This window comes from Micromonospora sp. KC606, assembly GCF_004348675.1.
Lineage (GTDB): Bacteria > Actinomycetota > Actinomycetes > Mycobacteriales > Micromonosporaceae > Micromonospora.
In genome coordinates this window covers 1-23,012 of sequence record NZ_SMKN01000086.1, presented here as the reverse complement: position 1 = coordinate 23,012, position 23,012 = coordinate 1, and the positions used below count along the sequence as shown (strand labels likewise).

The following is a 23,012-nucleotide window of genomic DNA, read 5'->3' as shown; positions in this document are numbered from 1 at the left end:
ACGCCCGCCGGGTGGCCGGCGACCCCGGCCAGCACGACTTGCCGCATTCCGGCTCAATCAGCGGGCCGAATGGCACAGGTTGCGGCATATTCGGCCCAGGCCCAGGCCCAGGCCCCACCCGACCCAGCGCGGCGAGGTCGGCGGGCGGGTGCTCCGCGACGCCGGGCCCGAGCGGTCAGCGGGTGAGGGCGCGGGCGGCGACGGTAAGGTCGGCGACCAGCCCCTCGTACGCCTTGTCCTGGTCGTCGGCCCGCAGCACGGCGGACGGGTGGATGGTGGCGAGCAGTTGCGCGGCCGGCGCGTCGGCGACCGTTCCGGCGCTGTCCACCGGTACCCGGGCGAAGTCCTCCGGCCGCTGCGCGGACGCCGGCCAGGGCAGCAGCTCACCGCGCTGCCGGGTGACCCGGAACGCCGGGCCGAGCAGCGCCTTCGCGGCGGTCGCCCCGAGCACCACCACCAGTTCCGGGTGGAGCCGGGAGAACTCGGCCACCAGCCAGGGCCGGCACGCGGTGATGTGCGCCTGGTCCGGCGTCTGGTGGATCCGCCGCTTGCCGCGCAACTCGAAGCGGAAGTGTTTCACCGCGTTGGTGAGGTAGATGTGGGCCGGGTCGATCCCGGCGTCGTCCACCGCCCTGCGTAGCAGCCGCCCGGCCGGGCCGACGAAGGGTAGGCCCTTCTGGTCCTCCATGTCGCCGGGCTGCTCACCGACGAAGACCACCCGAGCACTCTCGTCACCCCGCCCGAAGACGGTCTGCGAGGCGTCCCGGTACAGCTCGCAGCCCCGACAGCCGGCGGCGGCGGCACGCAACCGGTCCAGGGTGTCGGCCTGGGGCGGGATGAACTGCTGGGCACCGGGTGCCTTGGTCTGCTCGGCCATGCGGACAGTTCTACCCCGCACGGCGGTACGCACGCGGCGGACCCGCCCTGCACCGCCGGGGCGTTCACGACGGTGGCGGGCAGGCCGACTCCTCATCTGGTCGGTGCGGTGGAGTTCGGCGGTTCGGTGGGTACCGCGGGGAGCCGGCGCAGTGCTCGGATGGCGAGTACCGCCAGGGGCGCGGCCACCGCAAGGACAACCGCGGCCGGCCGTGGTCGGCGAAGTCCGCGTTGGCCTCCGCATCGTCGGTGGCCATTCTCTCCAGGCAGGCGGCGACCATGTCGTCCTCCCACTGGCGCCGGTAGTCGGCGGGCAGCAGGGGGCGGCAGCGCTCCTCCAGCCGGCTCGTGACGGCGTCGTTCCCGCGATCGGGCTCTGCTGCGCGCGTAGCCGGGCCGAGGCGTTGCGGGCGTTAGCGGCCAGCCGTTCCGCCGCTGCGGCAAGCGCGCGACGGCCCCGCCCGGTCAGCCGGTAGTGACGGCGGAGCCGGCCCTGCCATGCCTCCTCCCGGTCGAGTTCCGCCAGGCCGTCGGTGACGAGTCGATCCAACACCCCGTGCAGGGAACCGATCTTGAGCTGGACACGCCCCCGGGGCAGTTCCGTCACGTCAGCGACGATCCCGTAGCCGTGGCGTGGCGCATCGAGTAGCGCGGTGAGGATGAAGAAGGCCGGTTCTGTCATCGCCCGAGGAGCAATCCGCCCAATATAATGGATGACAGGATATACTGCGGTGCGCAGGCAGAGGACCTGCACGAGGAGCGCGGCGAGGTCACCGGCGCGGACGTCACCAGCCTGCTCGGAACGGCGTGGTTGCCCGACGTCAGTGGTGGTGCCGAGACAAGGGAGCACTCATGGGCGACGGTGAAGCGGCGGACGTGGCCGACCTGGGCGGGCCGGACTTCGCCCCGGTGATACCGCCGGCAGACAGCAGCGTGGTGGGCGCCCCACCACCCGACCGAGGCGCTGTCCTGGGTCCCGGATACCGCGGCCACGTCGTGCTGCCCAGGGCATCACGGCCGGCACATCCCTCCGCCAGCGCCGGCAGCGACCCCGACCACGAAACCCGACAGGACCGGCCGGCGGAGCACCGCGACCATCCATGAGCGACGGATGACCGCTGTTTCCGGGGGCAATGGCACGGCGGAACCTTCACCCTCGGTGGATGCCGCTCACGGACCGACCGCATGGACCAGGGCCGCCGCCAGCAGTAATGGATCTCGCCGACCGTCTCAATGTGCGGCATCCTGCGGTAAACGCGCCGCGGACACCACGATGTGTCGCAATCCGAGGCGAGTCCTGACGGCCAGGGCCGCGATCCGGGGCCAGGTCCGCTGACGGCGAGGTGCGCCCGGCACCGGCCCGGAGCAGCGCGTTCTCAGGCGGTGAAGCCAGCCGGACCCGTCGGACGCACGGCAAGCGCGATCGCGTCGGCGAGGGGCCCGATCTCAGCGTCGTCCAGGGTGCTGACGGTGATCCTGACAGCCGGACCGGCCCCGATCCGGAAGAGTGCGCCCGGCGCGACGGACCAGCCGGCGTCGCGCAGCGCGGTCACCGCGACCGTCTCGTCCGGCACCGGCAGCCAGACGTTGATGCCGGTACGGCCGTGCCCGGTCAACCCGCGGTCGGCCAGCGCGACGAGGAGGGCGTCACGGCGCCGGTCGTAATCCTGCCCCGCCCGACGCACCAGCGCGGCGGTGGCCGGATCGCGCCACAGCGACAGCACGAGACGTTGCAACACGGTGGAGACCCAGCCGGCGCCGACCCGGGCCCGGCCGGCCACCCGGGCCACCGTCGCCTCGTCGCCGGTCAACACGGCCAGCCGCAGGTCGGGCCCGAAGGGCTTGCTCACCGATCGGACGAAGGCCCAGGTCGGGGTGGCCCCGGCGAGCGGGTGCAACGGGACGTGGGCCAACTCGGCGGCGTGATCGTCCTCGACGAGCAGCAGGTCGCGACGGCCGGCGAGCAGCTCGCGTAGCGCGGCGGCACGGGCGGCGGAGACAGCGCCGCCGGTCGGGTTCTGCGCGCGGCTGGTCACCACCAGCGCCCGCGCGCCGAGGGCCAGGGCGTCCTGCACGCCGGTCACGGTGGGGCCGTCCTCGTCCACCGGCACGCCGACCGGCCGCAGGCCCGCCGCGGCCACCAGATCGAGCAGGTTGGCCCAGCCCGGGTCCTCCACCGCCACCGCGTCGCCGGGGCGCAGGTGGGCGGCGAGGAGCCGCTCGATGCCGTCCAGCGCGCCGCCGGTCACGGTGACCTCGTCGGCGGGCACGCCGTCGGCGGTGAGGCGCTCCCGGGCGGCCTCGGCGAGCGCGGGAAGCACGGCGGTCAAGGCGTACCCCACGGGTGGGCCGACCTCGGTGGCGAGCACGGCCAGGTGCGCGCCGAGCGGGGGCAGCAGCCGTAGATCAGGCTGGCCCAGCGACAGGTCACGGCTGCCGGGCGCGGGCGCCGGACGCAGTGCGGCGCGGCGGGCGGCGACCGGTGGGCGCGGCCGGACCCGGGTGCCGTTTCGGCCGGCGGTGACCACCAGGCCCCGCTGACGCAGCTCCTGGTAGGCCCGCGCGACGGTGGCCGGGCTGACGGCCAGCCCGGCGGCGAGCGCCCGGACGGCGGGCAGCACCGCGCCCGGCTCCAACGCGCCGGAGCGAATGCCCGCTTCCACGCTGGCCGAAATCGCGGCGGACGTCGCTCCGCCGATCTGATAACGTACTGCCACAGTCAGAAGATTGTACTAGAACAAAGGTGGGATGTCATGTACGCCCAGACCACCCGGACCACCGCCAGCCGCTCGCGTGACCGGATGAGCTACGACCGCGCGGCGGCGCACCGGGTGCTCGACGAGGCATACCACTGCGTGCTCGGGTTCACCGTGAACGACGAGCCCCGACTGCTGCCCACCCTGCACGTGCGCGTCGGCGACACCCTCTACCTGCACGGCTCCACCGGCAGCCGGCCGCTGCTCGCCGCCCGGGGCGACGCCGGGCTGCCGGTGTGCGTCACGGTCACCCTGCTCGACGGGCTGGTCTACGGCCGCTCCCAGTTCCACCACAGCGCCAACTACCGCTCGGTGGTGGCGCACGGCGTCGCGCACCTCATCACCGGCGAGGACGAGAAGCGAGAGGTGCTGACCGCGCTGGTGGAGAAGGTGGGCGTCGGGCGGAGCGCCGACAGCCGCCCACCGAGCCGCCGGGAGCTGGCCGAGACGGCCGTGCTGGCCCTGCCGCTGCGGGAGGTGTCGGTGCGGGCCCGCGCCGGTGCTGTCCGGGAGGAGCCGGGCGACCTCGAACTTCCGCACTGGGCCGGGGTGGTGCCGCTGCGGCTGACCGCCGGGCTGCCCGAGCCGGACGCCGGGGTGACCGCGCCGGTGCCGGCGTACCTGCGCGCGCCGGTGCCGCCCTGGCGGGAGCCGGCACCGCTGCGCGGCGCGCACGTGCTGCTGGAGCCGCTGGATCTGGCCCACGCCGACGAGCTCTTCGCCGCCACCGCCGAGCCCGAGGTCTTCGCTTACCTGACCAACCCGCTGCCGACCGGGCCGGACGGGATGAGGGCGATCGTCACCACGGCCCTCACCGCCGCGCACCGCGGCGAGCGGGTGCCGTGGGTGCAGCGCTGCGCGCGGACGGGGGCGGTGGTCGGCAGCACCTCCTACTACGAGATCGACCCGCAGCGGCGGTCGGTGGCGATCGGGCACACCTGGCTGGGCCGGCCCTGGTGGCGCACCGGCATCAACACCGAGGCGAAGCTGCTGCTGATCGGCCGAGCCTTCGACGACCTGGGCGCGGTGCGGGTGGTCTGGCACACCGACATCCGCAACAGCCGCTCGCAGGCGGCCATCGAGCGGCTCGGCGCCACCCGGGAGGGCGTGCTGCGGATGCACCGGCAGCGCCCCGACGGCTCCTGGCGGGACACCGTCCAGTACGCGATGACCGTCAACGAGTGGCCGCAGGCACAGGCCAGGCTACGGGAGAGACTTCGCCGGGCGGCACCGGCGGGGTGACGTCAGCTGCCGTCGCCGCCACCCCCACCGCTGCCGCCGCCGATGCCCGGGCCGCCGGCGGTGCCGCCGAGGCCGTACCCGGGCGCCACCGGCCGGTCCGGCGGGCGGCTGACGTGCGCCGACTCGGTGACCGGGGCCGACCAGTCGGAGTGTCCGGCCGCCGCCGCATGCCGGCTGATCGTCTCGCGCAGCCAGCCGTCCACGGTGGCGACCCACTCCCGCCGCTCCGATCCGGAGTGCCAGGTCCGGAACCGGCTGATGCTCTGATGGCTGATCCCGGTCAGGGAGAGCCGGCGGTCCACCCAGAGCAGCACCTCCAGGCCCGCCGAGTTCGCCAGAAAGATCACCTCCAGCTCGGTCATCGGGCCGGCGTACAACGGCGCCACCCAGTACCCGAGACGCTGGTGCACCGGCAGTGTCTGCTGGACGCCGGGCAGCCGGCCCTGTACGAGGCCCGCCTGCCGCAGCACGAATCCGAGCGTCTCCAACGCGGCCAGGACGTGCTGCTGGGTGGGGAGCGGGTGGACGAGAACCGGCACCATCGCCCCCTGGTCCCGCTCGGGGTCGACGGAGACCTCCGTGCGCAACCCGGTGCGCAGCGCCAGCAACGGCACCTCGCCGAAAACCGTCACCGGGCTCTCCCAGGGCAGCGGCACCGCGAAGTCGACCGCCCGACGCCGCCCCGCCGGCACCACGAAGCGACCGGCGATCGGCACCTGGTGATACTGCACCAACCGGCGGGGCGAATCCGGATCCTCGGGTTCGGCGGTCGCGACCAGGCCCAGCCGGATCCGCCGGACCGGCACGTCGTCCCGGCCGGCGGTGAGCAGCACCCGTCCGGGCAGACGCAGGCCGGGTCGGGTGCTCGGGTTGGTCAGGATGGTGCTCACCGCCAGCCCGGTCCCGCCGGACTCCCGCGCCACCCCCGTCAACCGCATCGCGCCGCTCCCGCCGCCCCGGCCCGGCGTCCCGCCGGCCGTCACCGTCGTCGCAGCGCTTTCCCGCTGTCCGGCGTGGCACTCCTCAGCCGACCGCCGCCTCATGGGGCAAGCCGACCGCCGGCTCACAGACAAGCCGACCGGCGCCACACGGACAAGCCGACCGCCGCCGCGAAATCAAGCCGGCCGCCGGGTCACGGATGGCCCGGCGGCCGGTCAGGACGGTGACGCGGGTCAGCGCAGCCGCCGCCCGCGCGGCACCGGGTCGGTCTCGTCGTCGAACTCGCCGATGACCTCCTCCAGCAGATCCTCAAGCGCCACGAAGCCGATCGGCCGGGTCGGGCCGCCGCCGTTGCGGACCAGCGCGAGCTGGGACTGATCGGCGCGCATGGCGGCCACCGCCTCGGTGACCGAGGACTCGGCGGGCAGGGTGAACGCCCGCGTCATCAACTCCCCGGCCGTCGCCGGCCGGCCGGCGGTGACCGCCCGCACCGCCTCCCGCACGTGGACCAGGCCGCAAACCTCCCCGGACGGGTCGAGCACGGCGAGTCGGGATCGACCGCTGTCGCGGCTGACCTCCTCGACCCGCTCGGCGGTGTCGTCCCGGCGGACCGTGATGATCCGGTCGAACGGCTCCATCACGTCGGCGACGGTGGTGGCCTGCAGCTCCAGCATGCTGGTCAGCATCTGGTGCTGCTCGGCGCCGAGCAGCCCGTGCTCCCGGGACTGCTCCAGCAGGATGCGCAGCTCGTCCGGGCCGTGCACCTGGGCGAGCTGGTCCTGCTGCTGCACGCCGACCAGCCGCAGGATCGCGTTGGCGAGCGCGTTGAGCGCCGACAGCACCGGCCGGGCGACCCGGGCGAAGGCCCGGAACGGCAGCGCCAGCAGCATCGCGGACCGCTCGGCGTCGGTGATCGCCCACGACTTCGGCGCCATCTCGCCGACCACCAGGTGCAGGAAGGTCACCACTCCCAGGGCGAACACCAGCGCGATGAGGTGACTGGCCGTGGCCGGCAGCCCGACGGCGTGCAGCAGCGGGCTGAGCAGGTGCTCGATCGCCGGTTCGGCGAGCGCGCCGAGCCCCAGCGTGCACAGCGTGATGCCGAGCTGCGCGCCGGCCAGCATCAGGGACAGCTCCCGGACGCCGTCCAGCGCGGCCCGGGCCGCACGGCCCCCACCGGCGGCGGACTGCTCCAGGCGGTACCTCTTCGCGGCCAACAGCGCGAACTCGGCGGCGACGAAGAACCCGTTGAGGGCGAGCAACAGCACCGAGACGAACAGGGCGAGGCCGGCGCTCATGCGGCACCCTCCCCGTCGCGGACCGCGCCGGCCAGCCGCAGCCGCACCGTGTCGGCCACGTGCCGGTCCACCGCCAGCACCTCGACCAGGGCCTTCGGCTGCTCCTGCGGCTCCTCGCCGTCGGCCGAAAGGCTGATCTCCAGCCGGTCACCGACCTCGGGCACCCGGCCCAGCTCCCGCATCACCAGGCCGCTGAGGGTGTCGTACTCGGGGGCTTCGGGCAGCGCGATCCCGGTGCTGTCGGCAACCTCGTCGATCCGCCACCGCGCCGGCACCACCCAGGAGCCGTCCTCCTGCCGCGCGGGCGACCGCTCCGGTGGGTCGTCCTCGTCGCGGATCGGGCCGACCAGTTCCTCGGCGATGTCCTCCAGCGTGATCACGCCGGCGAAACCGCCGTACTCGTCGACGACGCAGGCGAGCTGCCGGTGCCCGGACCGGAGCCGGTCCAGCACCGTCGGCAGCGGCAGCGTCTCGGGCACCAGCAACGGGGGTACGGCCACCGCGCTGACGGGGGTTGTCGCCCGTTTCGCCGGGGCCACTCCGAGCACGTCAGCGATGCCGACCACGCCGACCAGGTCGTCCACGCCCTCCGTGCCGCGTACCGGGAAGCGGGAGTGGCCGGTGTCGAGCAGCTCGACCACCCGGCTGACCGGCTCGTGCGCCCGTACGCTGTGCACGTCGACCCGGGGCACCATGGCCTCCCCGGCGGTCAACTGCCGGAAGTCGAGGCCCCGGTCGAGCAGGGTGGACATCTCCAGGTCGAGGTGGCCCCCCTCGCGGGAGTCGGCGATGATCTGCTCCAGGTCCTCCGGGGTGGCCCCGCTGGGCAGTTCCTCGATCGGCTCGATGCCGATCCGGCGCAGCAGCCGGACCGCGGCCCGGTCGAACAGCTTGATCACCGGGCCGGCGACCTTCAGATAGATCAGGGTGGAGCGGGCGAGCGCCCGGGCGAGGTGTTCGGCGCGGGCGATGGCGAGGTTCTTCGGAGCCAGCTCACCGAGGACCATCTGCACCACGGTGGCGATGGTCAGGGCCAGCACCACCGACAGCGGCAGGGTGACCGTGGTGGCGACCCCGGCGCTGCCGAGCAGCTCGGCCAGCCCGGCGCCCAGGAACGGCTCGGCGACGTAACCGACCAGCAGGGCGGTGACGGTGATGCCGAGCTGGGCCCCGGAGAGCATGAAGGAGAGCCGGCTGGTGACCTCGAGAGCCCGGGCGGACGCCTGGTCGCCGTCGTCGGCGCGTTGCTTGAGCCGGCCGCGGTCCACGGCCACGTAGCCGAACTCCTGGGCCACGAAGTAACCGGTGGCGGCGGTGAGGGCGATGATGAGAACGAGACCTACGACGATCAACACGGGCCGCTCAGGGCTCCCGCGGTCGTCGGGCCGAGGGGATGCCGGGCACGACCCGGCTGGCTACTGCTGCCCTCCTGGGCAGAAGAGTCGATCATTCGGTGATTCTATCGGCGGTCGCTGGAGGTTCGCTGACGGAGGAGACAAAGGCGCCCTCCGTCCCTATTTCCTCCGGTCGGCCAGTTCGTCGGTGCCCAGCTGCTCCCGGTCGATCCGCCCGGACCGGTACGCGGCCCGGCCGATCATCTGCGCGGCAACCGGCGCGGTGGCCAGTTGGAAGACCCCGACCAGCAGGATCATGCCCAGGTCGGCCGGGGTACGCAGCCGCAACGCCAGCCCGAGCAGCAGCAGCAACACGCCGAGCACCTGCGGCTTGGTCGCCGCGTGCATTCGGTCCAGCACGCTCGGAAAACGCAGCACCCCTATCCCGGCGGCGAGACTGAGCAGGGCGCCCGCCACCAGCGCCAACGCCCCCAGCCAGTCGAGGACGACCCGCACGCTCACGACTCTTCCCGGACGGCGAAGCGGACCAGGGCCACCGAGCCGACGAAGCCGAGCAGCGAGACCACCACCAGCACGGGCAGGCTGGTGGCGTGCCGGTTGACCGCCGCCTCGGCCCCGACCGCGCCGATCATGGTGGCGAGCAGCAGGTCGGCGGCGATCACCCGGTCGAGCAGGGACGGTCCCCGGTACATCCGGATCAGGGCCAGCAGCGCGGCGACCGACAGCAGCACGGTCAGCACGACGGCGAGAACGACGGTCATGTCTCGGACCTCCGGTCAGGGTCGGTGCAGAGCAGGCGCAGCTCGATGTCGGAGCCGACCGCCCGGACGATGCGGTCCTCGACGGCGAGGACTCGTTTCCGGCTGCCGGCGAGGTCCTGCGGCCCGCGCACGTCGAGGACGTGCACGTAGAGGACGCCCTCGTCCCGGTCCACGTCGACGATCAGGGTGCCGGGGACCAGGGAGAGCAGTTCGGCGGTGAGGGCCAGGTTGAGGTCGCTGCGCACCCGCAGCCGTACCCCGATGATCGCGCCGCGGGGCTGGTAGCCGGGGCGTACGGCGATCCAGGCGACGTGCATGCTGGCGCTGGCCAGTTCGACGGCGAACGCCACCAGCAGCACCAGCAGTCCCCGGGGCCGCAGCCGGCCGGCGAAGGTGACCGGCGGCAGCGGGAAGAACACCAGCACCGCCACGCCGACCAGTGCCCCGCCGACCAGGTTTCCCCAGCTCACCTCGCCCCAGAACAGGTTCCAGGCGGCGATGAGCCACCCCAGGGCGATCGCCTGGTCCCGCCAGCGGCCGGGCCGGGGCGCGGCCGTCACGGCGCACCACCGGGCAGCACTGCCTCCACATACGGGGTGCGCCGCCGCAGGTCGGACGCGGCGTCGGCGGTGACGCCGAAGAGCGGGCCGGCGGCGAAGGTGAGCCCCAGCCCCAGCACCACCAGTGCGGTGGTGGCGCCGACCATCAAACCGGGCAGCCGGACCAACGGCTCGTCGGTGGCCAGCCGCGGCGCCCGCCAGAAGACGAGGTTCCACACCCGGGAGGCGACGTAGAGGGTGAGCAGGCTGGTGACGGTCCCGGCGACGACCAGCGTCCACGCCAGCGGGCCGCCGGCCGTCACGCCGGCCTGGAGCAGGCCCAGTTTGCCGAGGAAGCCGGAGAAGGGCGGGATGCCGGCCAGGTTCATCGCCGGGACGAAGAAGAGCACCCCCAGCAGCGGGGCGAGTCGGGCGAGCCCGCCGAGCCGGCGCAGGTCGGTGCTGCCGGCGCGTTCCTCGACCAGGCCGGCGACGAGGAAGAGAGTGGTCTGGATGGTGATGTGGTGCACCACGTAGAAGATCGCGCCGGAGAGCGCGGCGACGGTGCTCAGCCCCACCCCGAAGATCATGTAGCCGATGTGGCTGACCAGGGTGAAGGAGAAGAGCCGTTTCATGTCCGACTGGGCCACCGCGCCGAGGACGCCGACCACCATGGTCAGGCCGGCCACCACCATGAGCAGGCTGGCGACCTTTCCGCCGGGGAACAGCAACGTCTCGGTCCGGATGATCGCGTAGACGCCGACCTTGGTGAGCAGGCCGGCGAAGACGGCGGTCACCGGGGCCGGCGCGGTCGGATAGCTGTCCGGCAGCCAGGCGGAGACCGGGAAGACCGCCGCCTTGATGCCGAAGGCGAGCAGCAGCGTCAGCTGCAACCCGAGGCGTACGCCGTCGGGCAGCGCGTCGAGGCGCGCGGCGAGCTGCGCCATGTTGAGGGTGCCGGTGGCCGCGTACACCAGGGCCACCGCGGTCAGGAAGATCAGCGAGGACAGGACGCTGACCAGGACGTACGTGGAGCCGGTACGGATCCGCGCCTCGGTGCCGCCGAGGGTGATCAGGACGAAGCTCGCCGCGAGCAGCATCTCGAAGCCGACGAAGAGGTTGAACAGGTCCCCGGCGAGGAAGGCGTTGGTGACGCCGGCGGTCAGCACCAGGTAGGTCGGGTGGTAGATGCTGACCGGCGCCGACTCGCTGGTCTCGCTGAGGCCCTGCCCGATGGAGTACAGCAGCACGCAGAGGGTCACCGCCGAGGAGACCACCAGCATCAGCGCGGCCAGCTGGTCGGCGACCAGCACGATGCCCACCGGGGCTGGCCACCCGCCCACCTGCACCACGACCGGTCCGTGCCGGTACGCCTCGACCAGCAGCAGCACCGACACGACCAGGTTGGCGGTGAGCGCGACCACGCTGATCGTGCGCTGCACCTGGGGCCACCTGCCGAGGATCAGCGTCAGCGCGGCGCCGAGCAGCGGCACCACCACCGGCAGCGGAACCAGCCGGGTCACGGCCGGCCTCCGGGTCTGCGCAGCCGGCGACGGGCCGACCCGGGGTCCGCCTGCTCGGAGCCGCCCGGCCCTTCCTCACCGGGGTCGGTGCTGCCGATGCCGTCGCGTCCGGCGACCTGGACGACCTGCCGGTCCTCCAGGTCGTCCTGCACCTCGTCGTCTCCGGTGAGGTGCCAGCTGCGGTACGCCATGGCGGCCACGAAGGCGGTGAACCCGAAGGTGATCACGATGGCGGTGAGGACCATCGCCTGCGGAAGCGGGTCGCTGAAACCGCCGGGCGGGCCGGTGCCCACGACCGGCGCACCGCCGGACCGGCCGCCGAGCAGGATGAGCAGGTTCACGCCGTTGCCGAGCAGGATGACCCCGAGCAGGATCCGGGTCAGGCTGCGCTCCAACAGCAGGGTGACCCCGCTGGCGGCGAGCACGCCGACGGCGAGCACCAGCACCAGGGTCGGCCCCGCGCCGCCCGGATTCACGTCGGTTCTCCGCCCGGGTCGATGACGAGGCCCCGCTCGCGCTTGCCGGCCGCCTCGATGTGCCGGTCCACTTCGGCGCCGAGGCTACGCAGGATGTCCAGCAGCAGGCCGACCACGATCAGGTAGACACCGACGTCGAAGAAGAGCGAGGTCACCAGGTACGGATTGCCGAGTTCGGGCAGCGGCAGGTCCACCCGGACGCTGTCGAGCAGGACGCCACTGGTGAGCAGGGACACCACGCCGCCGCCGACGGCGATCGCCAGCCCGGCGCCGAGCACGGCGCCCGCGCCCACCGGGGCGCTCTCGGCCAGTTCGTACCGGCCGCCGGCGAGGTACCGCAGCGCCAGCGCCATGCCTGCCACCAGACCGCCGGAGAAGCCCCCACCGGGGGCGTTGTGGCCGGAGAAGAGCAGGAAGAGGGAGAAGAGCACGACGGTGTGGAACATCAGCCGGGTGACCACCTCGAAAACGATCGACCGGCGTCGCTCCCGGAGGGTGGGGCCGCCGTGCAGCCACACCGGCCGGTCGTCGCGCCGGCGGCCGGCCGGGTCCCGTCGGCGGGGCCGGGGGCCGGTTCGGGACCGCTCGAAGACCAGGCTCGCCACCCCGGTGGCGGCCACCACCAGCACGGCGATCTCTCCCGTGGTGTCCCAGCCCCGGATGTCGACCAGGGTCACGTTGACCACGTTGCGGCCGTACCCCTCAAGGACCGCGAGATCGGAGAAGGCCACCGAGATCGGCTCGGCGGTACGGGCGGTGGCGGCGACCAGGGCGAGGCCGGACAGGACAACGCCGACGGCGACCCCGACAAGCCGCCGTCCCCAGCGGCTGCGGCGCAGCGGACGGGCGGAGAAGCGCTCCGGCAGCCGGCGCAGCACCAGCACGAAGACCGCGATCGTGGCGGTCTCCACGAGGAACTGGGTCAGCGCCAGGTCGGGCGCCCCGTGAAGCACGAAGAGCATCGCGGTGCCGTAGCCGGTCACCCCGACCAGCAGCATCGCGGTGAGCCGGCGGCGGGCGCCGACCGCGAGCACCGCCGCGACCGCGATCACCAACGCCACCACCAGCTGCAACGGGGTGTCCCACAGGGCGATCCGTGTTGCCCACGGGCGGGTGGCCAGCAGCGTGCTGCCGGGCACCAGCACCAGCGTGACCAGGATGGTCCCCAGGTACAGCGGCAGGGAACCGCGCTGGGTCGCGCCGGTGATCTCGATGGCCAGCCGGTCGAAGCGGTGACTGAGCCACTCGTACCCCTGGTTGCCGCTGACCGGCGAGCGGAACCGGACCAGCGCCGGGGTCAGCGGGCCGCGCTGCGCGTGCAGGAGCACGCCACCGGCCAGTGCCAGGGCGGTCAGGCCGAGCGCCGGGGTGAGGCCGTGCCAGAGCGCCAGTTTCTGGTGCGGCGTGCCGAAGAGTTCGGCGTACGGCCGCAGTAGCGCGTCGAGTCCGGTGGCGGCAGCGCCGGCGACCAGGCCGACGGCGGCCAGCAGGGCCGAGGACGCCAGCATCGGCAGCGGCGCCGGGGCGGCCTCGGTGGGTACGACGCCGGACCGGGTGGCGAAGGCGCCCCAGACGAACCGGATGCTGTACGCGGCGGTGAGCGCCGTCCCCACCACCAGGCCGGCGAGCAACAACGGCCGGTCGGCGAGCGCGGCGAAGACGGCCTCCTTGGCGACGAAGCCGAGCAGCGGCGGCACTCCGGCCATCGACGCGGCGGCGAGCGCGGCCACCCCCGCGAGCGCCGGTGCGCGCCGGCCGAGCCCGCTGAGCTGCCGCAGGTCACGGGTGCCGGCCTGGTGGTCGATGATGCCGACGACGAGGAAGAGCGCCGCCTTGAACAGGGCGTGTGCCAGCAGCATGGCGACCCCGGCCAGGGCGGCGTCGGCGGTGCCGGCGCCGAGCGCCACCGCCAGCAGGCCGAGTTGGCTGACCGTCCCGTACGCCAGCAGCAGCTTGAGGTCGCACTGCCGCAGTGCGGCCAGGCCACCGCCGATCATGGTGACGAGGCCGAGGGTGAGCACCACCGGCCGCCACGGCCCGTTGTCGGCGAGGACCGGGGCGAGCAGCCCGATCAGGTAGACGCCGGCCTTGACCATGGCGGCCGCGTGCAGGTACGCGCTGACCGGGGTGGGGGCGGCCATCGCGGCCGGGAGCCAGGCCTGGAACGGCATGATGGCCGACTTGGACAGTGCCCCGGTGAGGATCAGCAGCACCGCGACGACCTGGCTGGCGCCGCCGGGCAGAGGTGCCTCGGCGATCACCGACCAGCGGTAGCTGCCGGCCTGTTGGCCCAGCATCAGGAAACCCAGCAGCATCGCCAGGCCACCGATGGTGGTGACGGTCAGCGCCTGGGCTGCCGCCCACCGGCTGGACCGCCGGCCGGCGTCGTGGCCGATCAACAGGTACGAGAAGACGGTGGTCAGCTCCCAGAAGACGAACAGCAGGAGCAGGTTGTCGGCGAGGACCAGGCCGAGCATCGCCCCGGCGAAGGCGACCAGCACCGCCACCAGCTGGGCCAGCCCGGCCGCGCCCCGGTCGAAGTACCGGCCGCAGTAGACCAGCACCAGCGCACCGACGCCGCCGACCAGCAGGGTCATCAGCCAGGACAGCGTCGTCATCCGCAACGCGATGTCCAGGTCGAGCTGGCCGACCCAGTCGTACGTCTCGTCGACCGCGCCGCCGTCGCGGACCGCCGACGTCCGGGCCAGTGCCCAGCCGAGGGCGGCGGCCGGCGCGAGCGCCAGCGGGTAGCAGGCACGCGGGCCCCACCACCGCACCAGCAGCGGCGCGACGAGGGCCGCCACCACGTGGAGGAGCAGCAGTACGAGCACGCGTCCTCCCCGGTCGAGCTGGCGGCGCGCGCCGGGTCGGAGTTGTCCCGGCCAGCACTGATCACACGCCAGTTCGCTAACTTACGGGCGATTTTACCGAAAACAGCCCGTTTCGACCCTCGGGGTGGCGGGGAGTCGGGGATGCCTCGTGGACGCTACGAGACCTGAGTACACGTCCGGGATCACACGACCCACCGGTCCGACCCAGTCAGCGCAGAACGACGTCGCCGGCCGGGACGGCCGGCTCCCGCTCCCAGCGGGCCTCGACCAGCAGGTCCGGGCGGCCGAGCTGGCGGACGACCTTGTTGACCACCCGCTGGGCGGCGGCGAGGGAGCGCACCGAGAGCAGGTTGCCGCGACTCTCCCGGCGAAGCACGAAGTAGTGCACCGCGGCCCGCACCTGAGCCCGGTCGGCGGCGCTGGCCTGGGCGGTGGAGATGACCAACTCGCGCAGGGAACGGGCGAGATGCTCGGCGAGCTCGAGCTCGGAGCCGCGCAGGCTGCTCCGGACGGCGGCCAGATGGCTGTCGACCTTGCGGATGAGCACGTCGGTGCCGGACCTGAGGCCGTGCTGCTCGACGGTCATCCGATCCCCCTCTGCCCGACGCCACGCTCCAGTGAAGTTACTTTATGTTGCGGCCCACTTGCAACCAGTTACGCAGGACGTAACGATCTCGTGCCTGGTCTGCCCAATAAGAACCGCCCCTGCCCACCCAGCGTCCGAGCCGAAGGGGATGTCACACCGGCGAGGCAGGATGGAGGCATGACCGATCAGGCGGGCGGGGCGACCGGGCTGGAGGTGCTGACCGGCTTCGGCGCGGCGACCGGCGAGTGGTTCCGCGCCGCCTTCGCCGCGCCCACCGCCGCGCAGGCCGGCGCCTGGCGTTCCATCTCCGCCGGCCGCCACGCGCTCGTCGTCGCCCCGACCGGGTCCGGCAAGACCCTGGCCGCCTTCCTCTGGTCACTGGACCGGCTGGCCCGCCAGCCGGCGCCGGCCGAGGCGCGGCACCGCTGCCGGGTGCTCTACGTCAGCCCGCTCAAGGCCCTCGCGGTCGACGTCGAGCGCAACCTGCGAGCCCCCCTCGCGGGCATCCGGCAGGCCGCCACCCGGCTTGGCGTCGCCCCGCCGAAGATCACCGTCGGCATGCGCACCGGCGACACCCCCGCCGACGAGCGCCGCGCCTTCGCCCGCACCCCGCCGGACATCCTGATCACCACCCCGGAGTCGCTCTTCCTGCTGCTCACCTCCGCCGCCCGCGACTCCCTGCGCGGCGTCGAGACGGTGATCGTCGACGAGGTGCACGCGGTCGCCGGCACCAAGCGCGGCGCCCACCTGGCGCTCTCCCTGGAACGCCTCGACGAGTTGCTGGACCGTCCCGCGCAGCGGATCGGCCTGTCCGCCACCGTCCGGCCGATCGACGCCTGCGCCCGGTTCCTGGGCGGCGCCCGCCCGGTCGACGTGGTGCAACCGGCCACCCCCAAGACCATCGAGGTCAGCGTCCAGGTCCCGGTGGAGGACATGACCCGCCTCGACGAGCAGGAGCCGCCCGAGGACGAGCTGAGCGGCCCCGGTCCGCGCCGCGCCTCGATCTGGCCGGCTGTCGAGGAACGGGTCTTCTCGCTGGTCCGTGCGCACCGCTCGACCATCGTCTTCACCAACTCCCGGCGCAGTGCGGAACGGCTCTGCGCGCGCCTCAACGAACTGGCCGCCGAGGAGCTGGCGGCCGCCCCAGCCGGGCCCGTAGCGCAGCGGCGGGACGGACGATGCGAGCCGTTGCGGGCCGACCGGCCGCCGGCGGAGGTGATGGCGCAGTCCGGCGCGGCGGTCGGCGCGGCGCCGGTGATCGCCCGGGCCCACCACGGCAGCGTCTCCCGCGAGGAACGCAAGCACATCGAGGAGGCCCTCAAGTCCGGGCAACTGCCCGCCGTGGTGGCCACCTCCAGCCTGGAGCTCGGCATCGACATGGGCGCGGTCGACCTGGTGGTGCAGATCGAGGCGCCGCCCAGCGTCGCCGCCGGCCTGCAACGCGTCGGCCGGGCCGGGCACCAGGTCGGCGCGGTGTCCCGGGGGGTGGTCTTCCCCAAGCACCGGGGTGACCTGCTCTCCTGCGCGGTGGTCGCCGAACGCATGGCCGCCGGCGCGATCGAGGAGCTGCACTATCCGCGCAACCCGCTGGACGTCCTGGCCCAGCAGATCGTCGCCATGGTGGCTCTCGAACCGTGGCGGCTCGGCGACCTGGCCGTGCTGGTCCGCCGTGCCGCGCCCTTCGCCGAGCTGCCCGACTCGGCGCTGCACGCCGTGCTCGACATGCTGTCGGGGCGTTACCCGTCGACCGCCTTCGCCGAGCTGCGGCCCCGACTCGTCTGGGACCGCGCCACCGACGTGCTCACCGGCCGCCCCGGCGCCCAGCGCCTCGCCGTCACCAGCGGCGGCACCATCCCCGACCGGGGGTTGTTCGGGGTCTTCCTGGCCGGCGCGGAACGCGCCGCCCGGGTCGGCGAACTGGACGAGGAGATGGTCTACGAGTCCCGGGTCGGCGACGTCTTCCTGCTCGGCTCCTCGTCCTGGCGAATCGAGGAGATCACCCCCGACCGGGTGTTGGTATCCCCAGCCCCGGGCCAGGCCGCCCGGATGCCGTTCTGGAAGGGCGACCAGCTCGGGCGGCCGGTGGAGCTGGGTCGGGCCATCGGCGCCCGGGTCCGCGCGCTGCTGCGCCAGGGCGACGACGAGGCCGTCGCCGCGCTGCGCGCCGGCGGGCTGGACGACTGGGCCGCCGGAAACCTGCTGGCGTACCTGCGCGAGCAGCAGGCCGCCACCCGGTCGCTGCCCGACGACCGCACGGTGGTGGTGGAGCGGTTCCGCGACGAGCTGGGCGACTGGCGGATCGCCGTGCACAGCGTGCTCGGCGCGCGGGTCAACGGGCCGTGGGCACTGGCGATCGGTCGCCGGCTCGCCGAGCGGTACGGGGTGGACGCCCAGGTGATGCCCTCGGACGACGGGATCGTGGTACGCCTGCCGGACACCGCCGACACCCCGCCCGGCGCCGACGTGGTGGCCTTCGACCCCGACGAGATCAACCAGCTGGTCGAGGAGTCGGTCGGCACCTCCGCGCTGTTCGCGTCCCGGTTCCGCGAGTGCGCGGCCCGGTCCCTGCTGCTGCCCCGCCGCGACCCGCGCCGCCGCCAGCCACTCTGGCAGCAGCGCCAACGCGCCGCCCAACTGCTCGACGTCGCCCGCGAGTACGCCGAATTCCCGGTCACCCTGGAAGCCGCCCGGGAGTGCCTGCAGGACGTCTTCGACCTGCCGGCCCTCGCCCAGCACATGCGCGATCTGGCCGCTCGCAGGGTGCGTCTGGTCGAGGTGGAGACCGCCCGCCCCTCGCCGTTCGCCCGCTCGCTGCTCTTCGGGTATGTCGGCGCCTTCCTGTACGAGGGTGACGCGCCGCTGGCGGAGCGGCGGGCCGCCGCGCTGGCACTGGACTCCGCCCTGCTCGGCGAGCTACTCGGCCGGGTCGACCTGCGGGAGTTGCTCGACCCGGCGGTGCTCGCCGAGACAGAGCGGCAGCTGCGTTGGCGCACCGGGCAGCGCCGTCCCCGCGACGCCGAGGACGTCGTCGAGCTGCTCCGGGTGGTCGGCGACCTCACCGAGGCGGAGCTGGCCGAGCGGGGCGTGCCGATGGGGTGGCTCACCGAGCTGACCGCGGCCCGCCGGGTGCTGCGGGTACGCATCGCCGGGGAGGAACGCTGGATCATCGTCGAGGACGCCGCCCGGCTGCGCGACGCGCTCGGCGTGGCGCTGCCCGTCGGGGTCGCCGAGGCGTACCTCGCCCCGGTGGCCGACCCGCTCGGCGACCTGGTCGCCCGGTTCGCCCGTACCCACGGGCCGTTCGCCGCGGCGACCTGCGCCGCCCGGTTCGGGCTCGGCGTGTTCGTGGTCGAGCAGGCGCTGCGCCGGCTCGCCGCCGCCGGCCGGGTGGTCTCCGGGGAGTTCGCGCCGGACACCGTCGGCATCCAGTGGTGTGACACCGAGGTGCTGCGGCTGCTACGCCGGCGCAGCCTGGCCGCGCTGCGGCGGGAGATCGAGCCGGTGCCGCCGAGGGCACTCGCGGCGTTCCTGCCCCGCTGGCAGCAGGTCGGCTCGTCGGGCCGGGGCGTGGCGGCGCTGGCCGCCGCCGTCGAGCAACTCCAGGCGGCCGCGGTGCCGGCGTCCGCGCTGGAACGACTCGTCCTGCCCGCCCGGGTGGCCGACTACTCCCCCGCGCAGCTCGACGAGCTCTGCGCCAGCGGCGAGCTGCTCTGGGCCGGCGCCGGCGCGATCTCCGGTGGCGACGGTTGGGTCACCCTGGCGTTCGCGGAGACCGCCCCGCTGCTGCTGCCCCCGCCGGGCGAGGCGCTGGGCCTCACCCCGCTGCACACCGCGGTGCTCGACGCGCTCGCCGACGGGCAGGCGCTGTTCTTCCGCGCCCTGTCGGACCGGGTGGGCGGCCCCGACGACGCGACGCTGGTCACCGCCGTGTGGGATCTGGTCTGGGCGGGTCACCTCACCAACGACACGCTCGCCCCGCTACGGGCGGTGCTCGGCGGCGGCGGGGCGCACCGGTCCCGGCCGGCCGCCCCACGTACCCGGCACCGCCGTCCCGGCCGGGTGGCGCTGCCCAGCCGCGGCGGGCCGCCCACCGTGGCCGGTCGCTGGTCCCGGCTTCCCGATCGGGACACCGACCCGACCCGGCGGGCCGCCGCCCTGGCCGACCTGCTGCTGGACCGGCACGGCGTGGTGACCCGGGGCGCGGTGATGGCCGAGCAGGTGACCGGCGGATTCGCCGCCGTCTACCCGGTGCTGTCCGCGCTGGAGGAGCGGGGCGCAGCCCGGCGGGGCTACTTCGTGGAAGGGCTGGGCGCGGCCCAGTTCGCGGTGCCCGGCGCGGTGGATCGGATCCGGGCCCTCGCCGACCCTGCCGACGGGGGCCGCGGCCGGGGCGGCCCGACGCTGGTGCTCGCCGCCACCGACCCGGCCAACCCGTACGGTGCCGCGCTGCCGTGGCCGGAGCGGGTGGTCGACTCCGGCGACGGAGCCGTCCCGGCGAGCGGGCACCGGGCTGGTCGCAAGGCCGGGGCGCTGGTGGCCCTCGTCGACGGTGACCTGGTGCTATACGTCGAGCGGGGCGGGCGGACGATCCTCTCCTTCACCGCTGACAGCGACGCGTTGGCCGCCGCCGGAAAGGCCCTGGCCGACGCGGTGCACTCCGGGGCACTCGGGACGATGTCGGTGGAACGCGCCGACGGCGAGGCAGTGCGCTCCTCGCCGCTGCGCGACGCGCTCACCGCCGCCGGTTTCCGCGCCACACCGCGCGGGCTGCGGCTGCGCGGCTGACCCGAGAGCCCCTGGCGCGACCGGGATCCGGCGGGTCGTGGCTGATCCCCGCCCGGCCGGCGCCGACGCCGGGGCGGGGTGCCAGCTCAGCCCAGCTTGGCGAGGACGTCGTTGTAGCGTTTGCGCTCCGCTGCCCCGGTCTTCGTGTTGGCGTAGCCGAGCACCACGGCTCCCTCGCGGTAGGCGTCGGCGCCCCAGACGTCGGTCTGGTTGCTGGCGTTCGCCTCGTCGGGAAAGACGTACACCTCGACCGCGTCGGTGACCAGCAGCTCGGCGCAGCCGAGACCGGCCCCGTTCGGTCCACAGTCGGCGGAGCGGTCGCGCAGGTTCGTCACCTTCAGGCCGGCGGCTCTGAACGCGTCGACCACCTTGCGCGCGGCCGGCGCGTCCGCGGCGCGCTTCGGCATCGTGAACGGCGGGGTCGACGGGCTCTCCGACGGGGTCCGGGGCTGTCGGCCGGTCGGTGCGGCCTCCTGCGGCGCGCCGGGTGGGGCCGCCTCGGCGGTGGGCGCGGGCTTCGCGGAGCCGTCGGCCCACGAGGGGTCGCCGGGCTTGGGGTCGTCGCCGCAGCCGGAGAGAGCGAGGGCGGTCAAGAGCAGGGCGACCGCCAGGGCACGAGGGTGCTTCGTCACTCCGGCAGTCTGCCGGGTGGCGGGGCGATCCGTCACCCTGGGTCCGGTTCTCCGGTCAGCGCCGCCGGTCCCAGCCGGGCGAGCCCCGGCGACCCGGTCGCCGGGCGGTGACGCGCCACGCGACAACTGGCATGGGTCTGCCGACGTCCGGAATCCGGCCTAGCCTTCGGGCATGACCCCGACCGCCTGGATCTCCCTGACGACCGACTACGGGCTCGGTGACGGCTTCGTGGCCGCCTGCCACGGAATGATCGCCCGGCTGGCCCCGGCGGTACGGGTGATCGACGTGACCCACCTGGTGCCACCGGCCGACATCCGTCGTGGCGCGGCGGTGCTCGCCCAGACCGTGCCGTTCCTGCCGTACGGCGTGCACGTCGGGGTGGTCGACCCGGGGGTGGGCACCTCCCGCCGAGGTGTCGCCCTGGTCACCCCCGGCGGGCTGTTGGTCGGGCCGGACAATGGCCTGCTGCTGCCGGCCGCCGCCGAGCTGGGCGGCGTGTCCGCGGCGGTCGAGCTGACCAATCCGGCCTGGCTGGCGCCGGAGGTGTCGCCCACCTTTCACGGGCGGGACGTCTTCGCCCCGGTGGCGGCCCGGCTCGCCCTCGGCGCGCCGCCGGCCGAGGCCGGGCCCGCCGTCGACCCGGCAACCCTGGTACGCCTGCCCGAGCCGGCCCTGCGCCGCGAGGTCGACGGTTTCGCCGCCGAGGTGCTCACCGTCGACCATTTCGGCAACGTGCAGCTCGCCGCCGGAGCCGACCTGCTCGACGCGCTGCCCGACGAGCCGCGCGTCGACGGTCGTCCCGCCGTGCGCGGGCGCACCTTCGGCGACGCGCCCGACGGCGCGCTGGTGCTCTGTGTGGACTCCGCCGGTCTGCTGGCGTTGGCGGTGAACGGAGGTCGGGCGGTCGACCTGCTCGGGGTCGCCCCGGGTGACCTGATCCGGGTGACCGGTACGGGCAACGGCTGACCGGGTCCGCGCCAGGCGCCGGCCGGGTGGCGCCCCTGCCCACGACCGCGTCGCGAGGCGAGCAGCCCCGACGAGCGGGCACCGGAGCCGGCCGGCGACGGCGGCCGGGAGGGTCACCGGCCCGGTGACCCGGAGGGGGCCGACCGCCCCTGCCGTGGCCCCCTCCGATGTGGAAAGCTTGCTACTCGTGGGTGAGCTCTGGGTTCCGGCGGTCTGTCCCTGCTGCGCGTCCCGGACCGGTGGGGGCACCTGCCCGGTCTGTTTCTGGACCGACGACGGGCAGGGCGACGCCGACGCCGAGGAGGTACGCGGCGGCCCGAACGGTGAGTTGAGCCTGACCCACGCCCGCCTGAACTTCGCCGTGTACGGCGCCAGCCATCCCCGCTACCAGGACATGGTCCGCCCGCCCCGACCCGACGAGCGCCCCTGACCGCAGACCGCGCCGCAGCCTGGGCGGCGGTCAGCAGGGCGGTACGGCGCCGCCGAAGACGGCGGAGAGGTACGCGTGGCTGACGTACTGGCCGCTGGCCAGCCGGTTCCACCGGTTGGTGGTCCGGTACGGCCCGCTGACCGTCTGGCCCGTCACGTAGCACTGGATCGGCACCTGGGCGTGCGTGGCGGCGAGCCCGCGCGTGGCGTACCCGGTGCCGGCCCCGCTGCGTATGTTGAGCGGGCCGGAGCCGACCACGCCGCGCAGTCCGCCGGCGGTCCACAGGTACGTCGCGTCGACCCAGGCGTTGACGGTCAGCCGGAGCCCGTCCCAGAAGGTGCCGTCTGCGAGGTCGATGCCGGCCGGGTTGAGCACCACCCGGCCGAACTGGTCCCGTCCGCCGTGGTAGCCGTTCTGGTAGGCGGCCTGCGCCTCGGGAAGCCCTCGCGGCAGGTCCTTCCAGTTCTCCCGCACCGCGCTGGGGTTCCAGTAGTCGTCCCGGGTGTTCCAGGGCCCGACGTCCCACACCGGGGCGTACGCGCAGCGGCCGCCGCCGACGGTGCACACCCGGACGGTGTAGTCGCCGGAGTCGAGCGGGGCGAGGCCACGTCGGCTGGGCAGCGCCACGAAGTGGTCCCTCGGCTGGATGATCCGGCCGTTGGCGGTCTGCTCGCCGACCAAACCGATCCGGGTGGCGAAGACCCGGTAGGTGAGCGGGGTGGTGGCGGGCTGCGCGGCCGAGGTGGCGGCGTGGTCGGCGGTGAGGGTGACGGCGCGTACCGCGGTGTTGGCCCGCGGGTCCTGGGCGGTGATCAGCACGCGCGCCTGCACCCGGGTGACCGGAAGGTCGAAGATCGCGCCGCCGGTGGCGTCGCGCCACTCGGTCCAGCCGCTGGCCCGCCAGCCCCGGGCGTGGACCTGCACCGTCCCGCCGAGGGTGGTCTCGGCCGCTACCTGGGCGCGGACCCGGGTGGCCGGGCGGGTGAGGACCCGCGGCACACCGAGCAGTGTCCCCT

At 74.2% G+C, this 23,012-nt stretch carries 19 protein-coding genes and 1 pseudogene; 5 read left to right on the top strand and 15 right to left on the bottom strand.

Annotated elements, in window-relative coordinates; genetic code table 11:
• Window positions 1–175: 175 nt before the first annotated feature.
• Both E1193_RS31955 and E1193_RS33235 read right to left on the bottom strand, forming a co-directional pair.
• A complete protein-coding gene (locus E1193_RS31955) occupies window positions 176–877 on the bottom strand; it encodes a UdgX family uracil-DNA binding protein (RefSeq protein WP_165945766.1) in 702 nt (233 codons plus the stop codon).
• A 450-nt stretch (window positions 878–1,327) separates the two neighbouring features.
• A pseudogene (locus E1193_RS33235) lies at window positions 1,328–1,558 on the bottom strand (helix-turn-helix transcriptional regulator); the annotation flags it as partial.
• 170 nt (window positions 1,559–1,728) lie between these two features.
• On the opposite strand from E1193_RS33235, the gene E1193_RS17610 reads away from it, so the two are divergent.
• Entirely contained in the window at window positions 1,729–1,980 is a 252-nt protein-coding gene (locus E1193_RS17610) for a hypothetical protein (protein ID WP_132184285.1), read from the top strand.
• A 272-nt stretch (window positions 1,981–2,252) separates the two neighbouring features.
• On the opposite strand, the gene E1193_RS17605 is transcribed toward E1193_RS17610, so the two are convergent.
• Window positions 2,253–3,593 (bottom strand): aminotransferase class I/II-fold pyridoxal phosphate-dependent enzyme, encoded by a 1,341-nt coding sequence (locus E1193_RS17605; protein ID WP_132184284.1) that lies wholly within the window; start codon window positions 3,591–3,593, stop codon window positions 2,253–2,255.
• 36 nt (window positions 3,594–3,629) lie between these two features.
• On the opposite strand from E1193_RS17605, the gene E1193_RS17600 reads away from it, so the two are divergent.
• Window positions 3,630–4,874 carry a bifunctional pyridoxamine 5'-phosphate oxidase family protein/GNAT family N-acetyltransferase gene (locus tag E1193_RS17600; RefSeq protein ID WP_132184283.1) on the top strand — a complete coding sequence of 415 codons (1,245 nt, stop codon included), beginning with the start codon at window positions 3,630–3,632 and terminating at the stop codon, window positions 4,872–4,874.
• A gap of 2 nt (window positions 4,875–4,876) precedes the next feature.
• On the opposite strand, the gene E1193_RS17595 is transcribed toward E1193_RS17600, so the two are convergent.
• The 10 genes from E1193_RS17595 to E1193_RS17550 all read right to left on the bottom strand — a co-directional run bounded on the left by E1193_RS17595 (window position 4,877) and on the right by E1193_RS17550 (window position 15,182).
• On the bottom strand, window positions 4,877–5,812 hold the full coding sequence (locus E1193_RS17595; RefSeq protein ID WP_132184282.1) for a sporulation protein: 936 nt from the start codon (window positions 5,810–5,812) through the stop codon (window positions 4,877–4,879).
• Window positions 5,813–6,046: 234 nt separating this feature from the next.
• Window positions 6,047–7,111: a hemolysin family protein gene (locus E1193_RS17590; protein WP_132184281.1), complete on the bottom strand. Its 1,065-nt coding sequence runs from the start codon at window positions 7,109–7,111 to the stop codon at window positions 6,047–6,049.
• A complete protein-coding gene (locus E1193_RS17585) occupies window positions 7,108–8,466 on the bottom strand; it encodes a hemolysin family protein (RefSeq protein ID WP_132184280.1) in 1,359 nt (452 codons plus the stop codon). Before E1193_RS17585 ends, E1193_RS17590 begins: the two co-directional genes overlap by 4 nt.
• 159 nt (window positions 8,467–8,625) lie before the next feature.
• Window positions 8,626–8,961, bottom strand: coding sequence for a monovalent cation/H(+) antiporter subunit G (gene mnhG / locus E1193_RS17580; protein ID WP_132184287.1), 336 nt, complete (start codon window positions 8,959–8,961; stop codon window positions 8,626–8,628).
• A gap of 2 nt (window positions 8,962–8,963) precedes the next feature.
• Window positions 8,964–9,227, bottom strand: a complete 264-nt coding sequence (locus E1193_RS17575; RefSeq protein WP_132184279.1) for a monovalent cation/H+ antiporter complex subunit F — start codon at window positions 9,225–9,227, stop codon at window positions 8,964–8,966.
• Window positions 9,224–9,787: a Na+/H+ antiporter subunit E gene (locus E1193_RS17570; RefSeq protein WP_132184278.1), complete on the bottom strand. Its 564-nt coding sequence runs from the start codon at window positions 9,785–9,787 to the stop codon at window positions 9,224–9,226. Before E1193_RS17570 ends, E1193_RS17575 begins: the two co-directional genes overlap by 4 nt.
• Window positions 9,784–11,289, bottom strand: a complete 1,506-nt coding sequence (locus E1193_RS17565) for a Na+/H+ antiporter subunit D (protein ID WP_132184277.1) — start codon at window positions 11,287–11,289, stop codon at window positions 9,784–9,786. The genes E1193_RS17570 and E1193_RS17565 overlap by 4 nt, the downstream gene beginning before the upstream one ends.
• Window positions 11,286–11,765, bottom strand: coding sequence for a Na(+)/H(+) antiporter subunit C (locus tag E1193_RS17560; protein ID WP_132184276.1), 480 nt, complete (start codon window positions 11,763–11,765; stop codon window positions 11,286–11,288). The genes E1193_RS17565 and E1193_RS17560 overlap by 4 nt, the downstream gene beginning before the upstream one ends.
• Window positions 11,762–14,596, bottom strand: coding sequence for a Na+/H+ antiporter subunit A (locus E1193_RS17555; protein ID WP_132184275.1), 2,835 nt, complete (start codon window positions 14,594–14,596; stop codon window positions 11,762–11,764). Before E1193_RS17555 ends, E1193_RS17560 begins: the two co-directional genes overlap by 4 nt.
• Window positions 14,597–14,804: 208 nt before the next feature.
• A complete protein-coding gene (locus E1193_RS17550) occupies window positions 14,805–15,182 on the bottom strand; it encodes a hypothetical protein (RefSeq protein ID WP_132184274.1) in 378 nt (125 codons plus the stop codon).
• A gap of 177 nt (window positions 15,183–15,359) precedes the next feature.
• Between E1193_RS17550 and E1193_RS17545 the strand changes: the two genes are divergently transcribed.
• Window positions 15,360–19,967, top strand: a complete 4,608-nt coding sequence (locus E1193_RS17545; protein ID WP_132184273.1) for an ATP-dependent helicase — start codon at window positions 15,360–15,362, stop codon at window positions 19,965–19,967.
• Between the two features lie 86 nt (window positions 19,968–20,053).
• Here E1193_RS17545 and E1193_RS17540 read toward each other — a convergent pair whose 3' ends face one another.
• Window positions 20,054–20,599 carry a hypothetical protein gene (locus tag E1193_RS17540; RefSeq protein WP_132184272.1) on the bottom strand — a complete coding sequence of 182 codons (546 nt, stop codon included), beginning with the start codon at window positions 20,597–20,599 and terminating at the stop codon, window positions 20,054–20,056.
• Window positions 20,600–20,771: 172 nt separating this feature from the next.
• On the opposite strand from E1193_RS17540, the gene E1193_RS17535 reads away from it, so the two are divergent.
• Both E1193_RS17535 and E1193_RS17530 read left to right on the top strand, forming a co-directional pair.
• Window positions 20,772–21,566 carry an SAM-dependent chlorinase/fluorinase gene (locus tag E1193_RS17535; RefSeq protein WP_132184271.1) on the top strand — a complete coding sequence of 265 codons (795 nt, stop codon included), beginning with the start codon at window positions 20,772–20,774 and terminating at the stop codon, window positions 21,564–21,566.
• A 187-nt stretch (window positions 21,567–21,753) separates the two neighbouring features.
• Window positions 21,754–21,996, top strand: a complete 243-nt coding sequence (locus tag E1193_RS17530) for a CPCC family cysteine-rich protein (protein ID WP_132184270.1) — start codon at window positions 21,754–21,756, stop codon at window positions 21,994–21,996.
• A 30-nt stretch (window positions 21,997–22,026) separates the two neighbouring features.
• Here the strand turns inward: E1193_RS17530 and E1193_RS17525 are convergent.
• Window positions 22,027–23,012: hypothetical protein (locus E1193_RS17525; RefSeq protein ID WP_132184269.1), on the bottom strand; the 986-nt coding region annotated here is incomplete at its 5' end.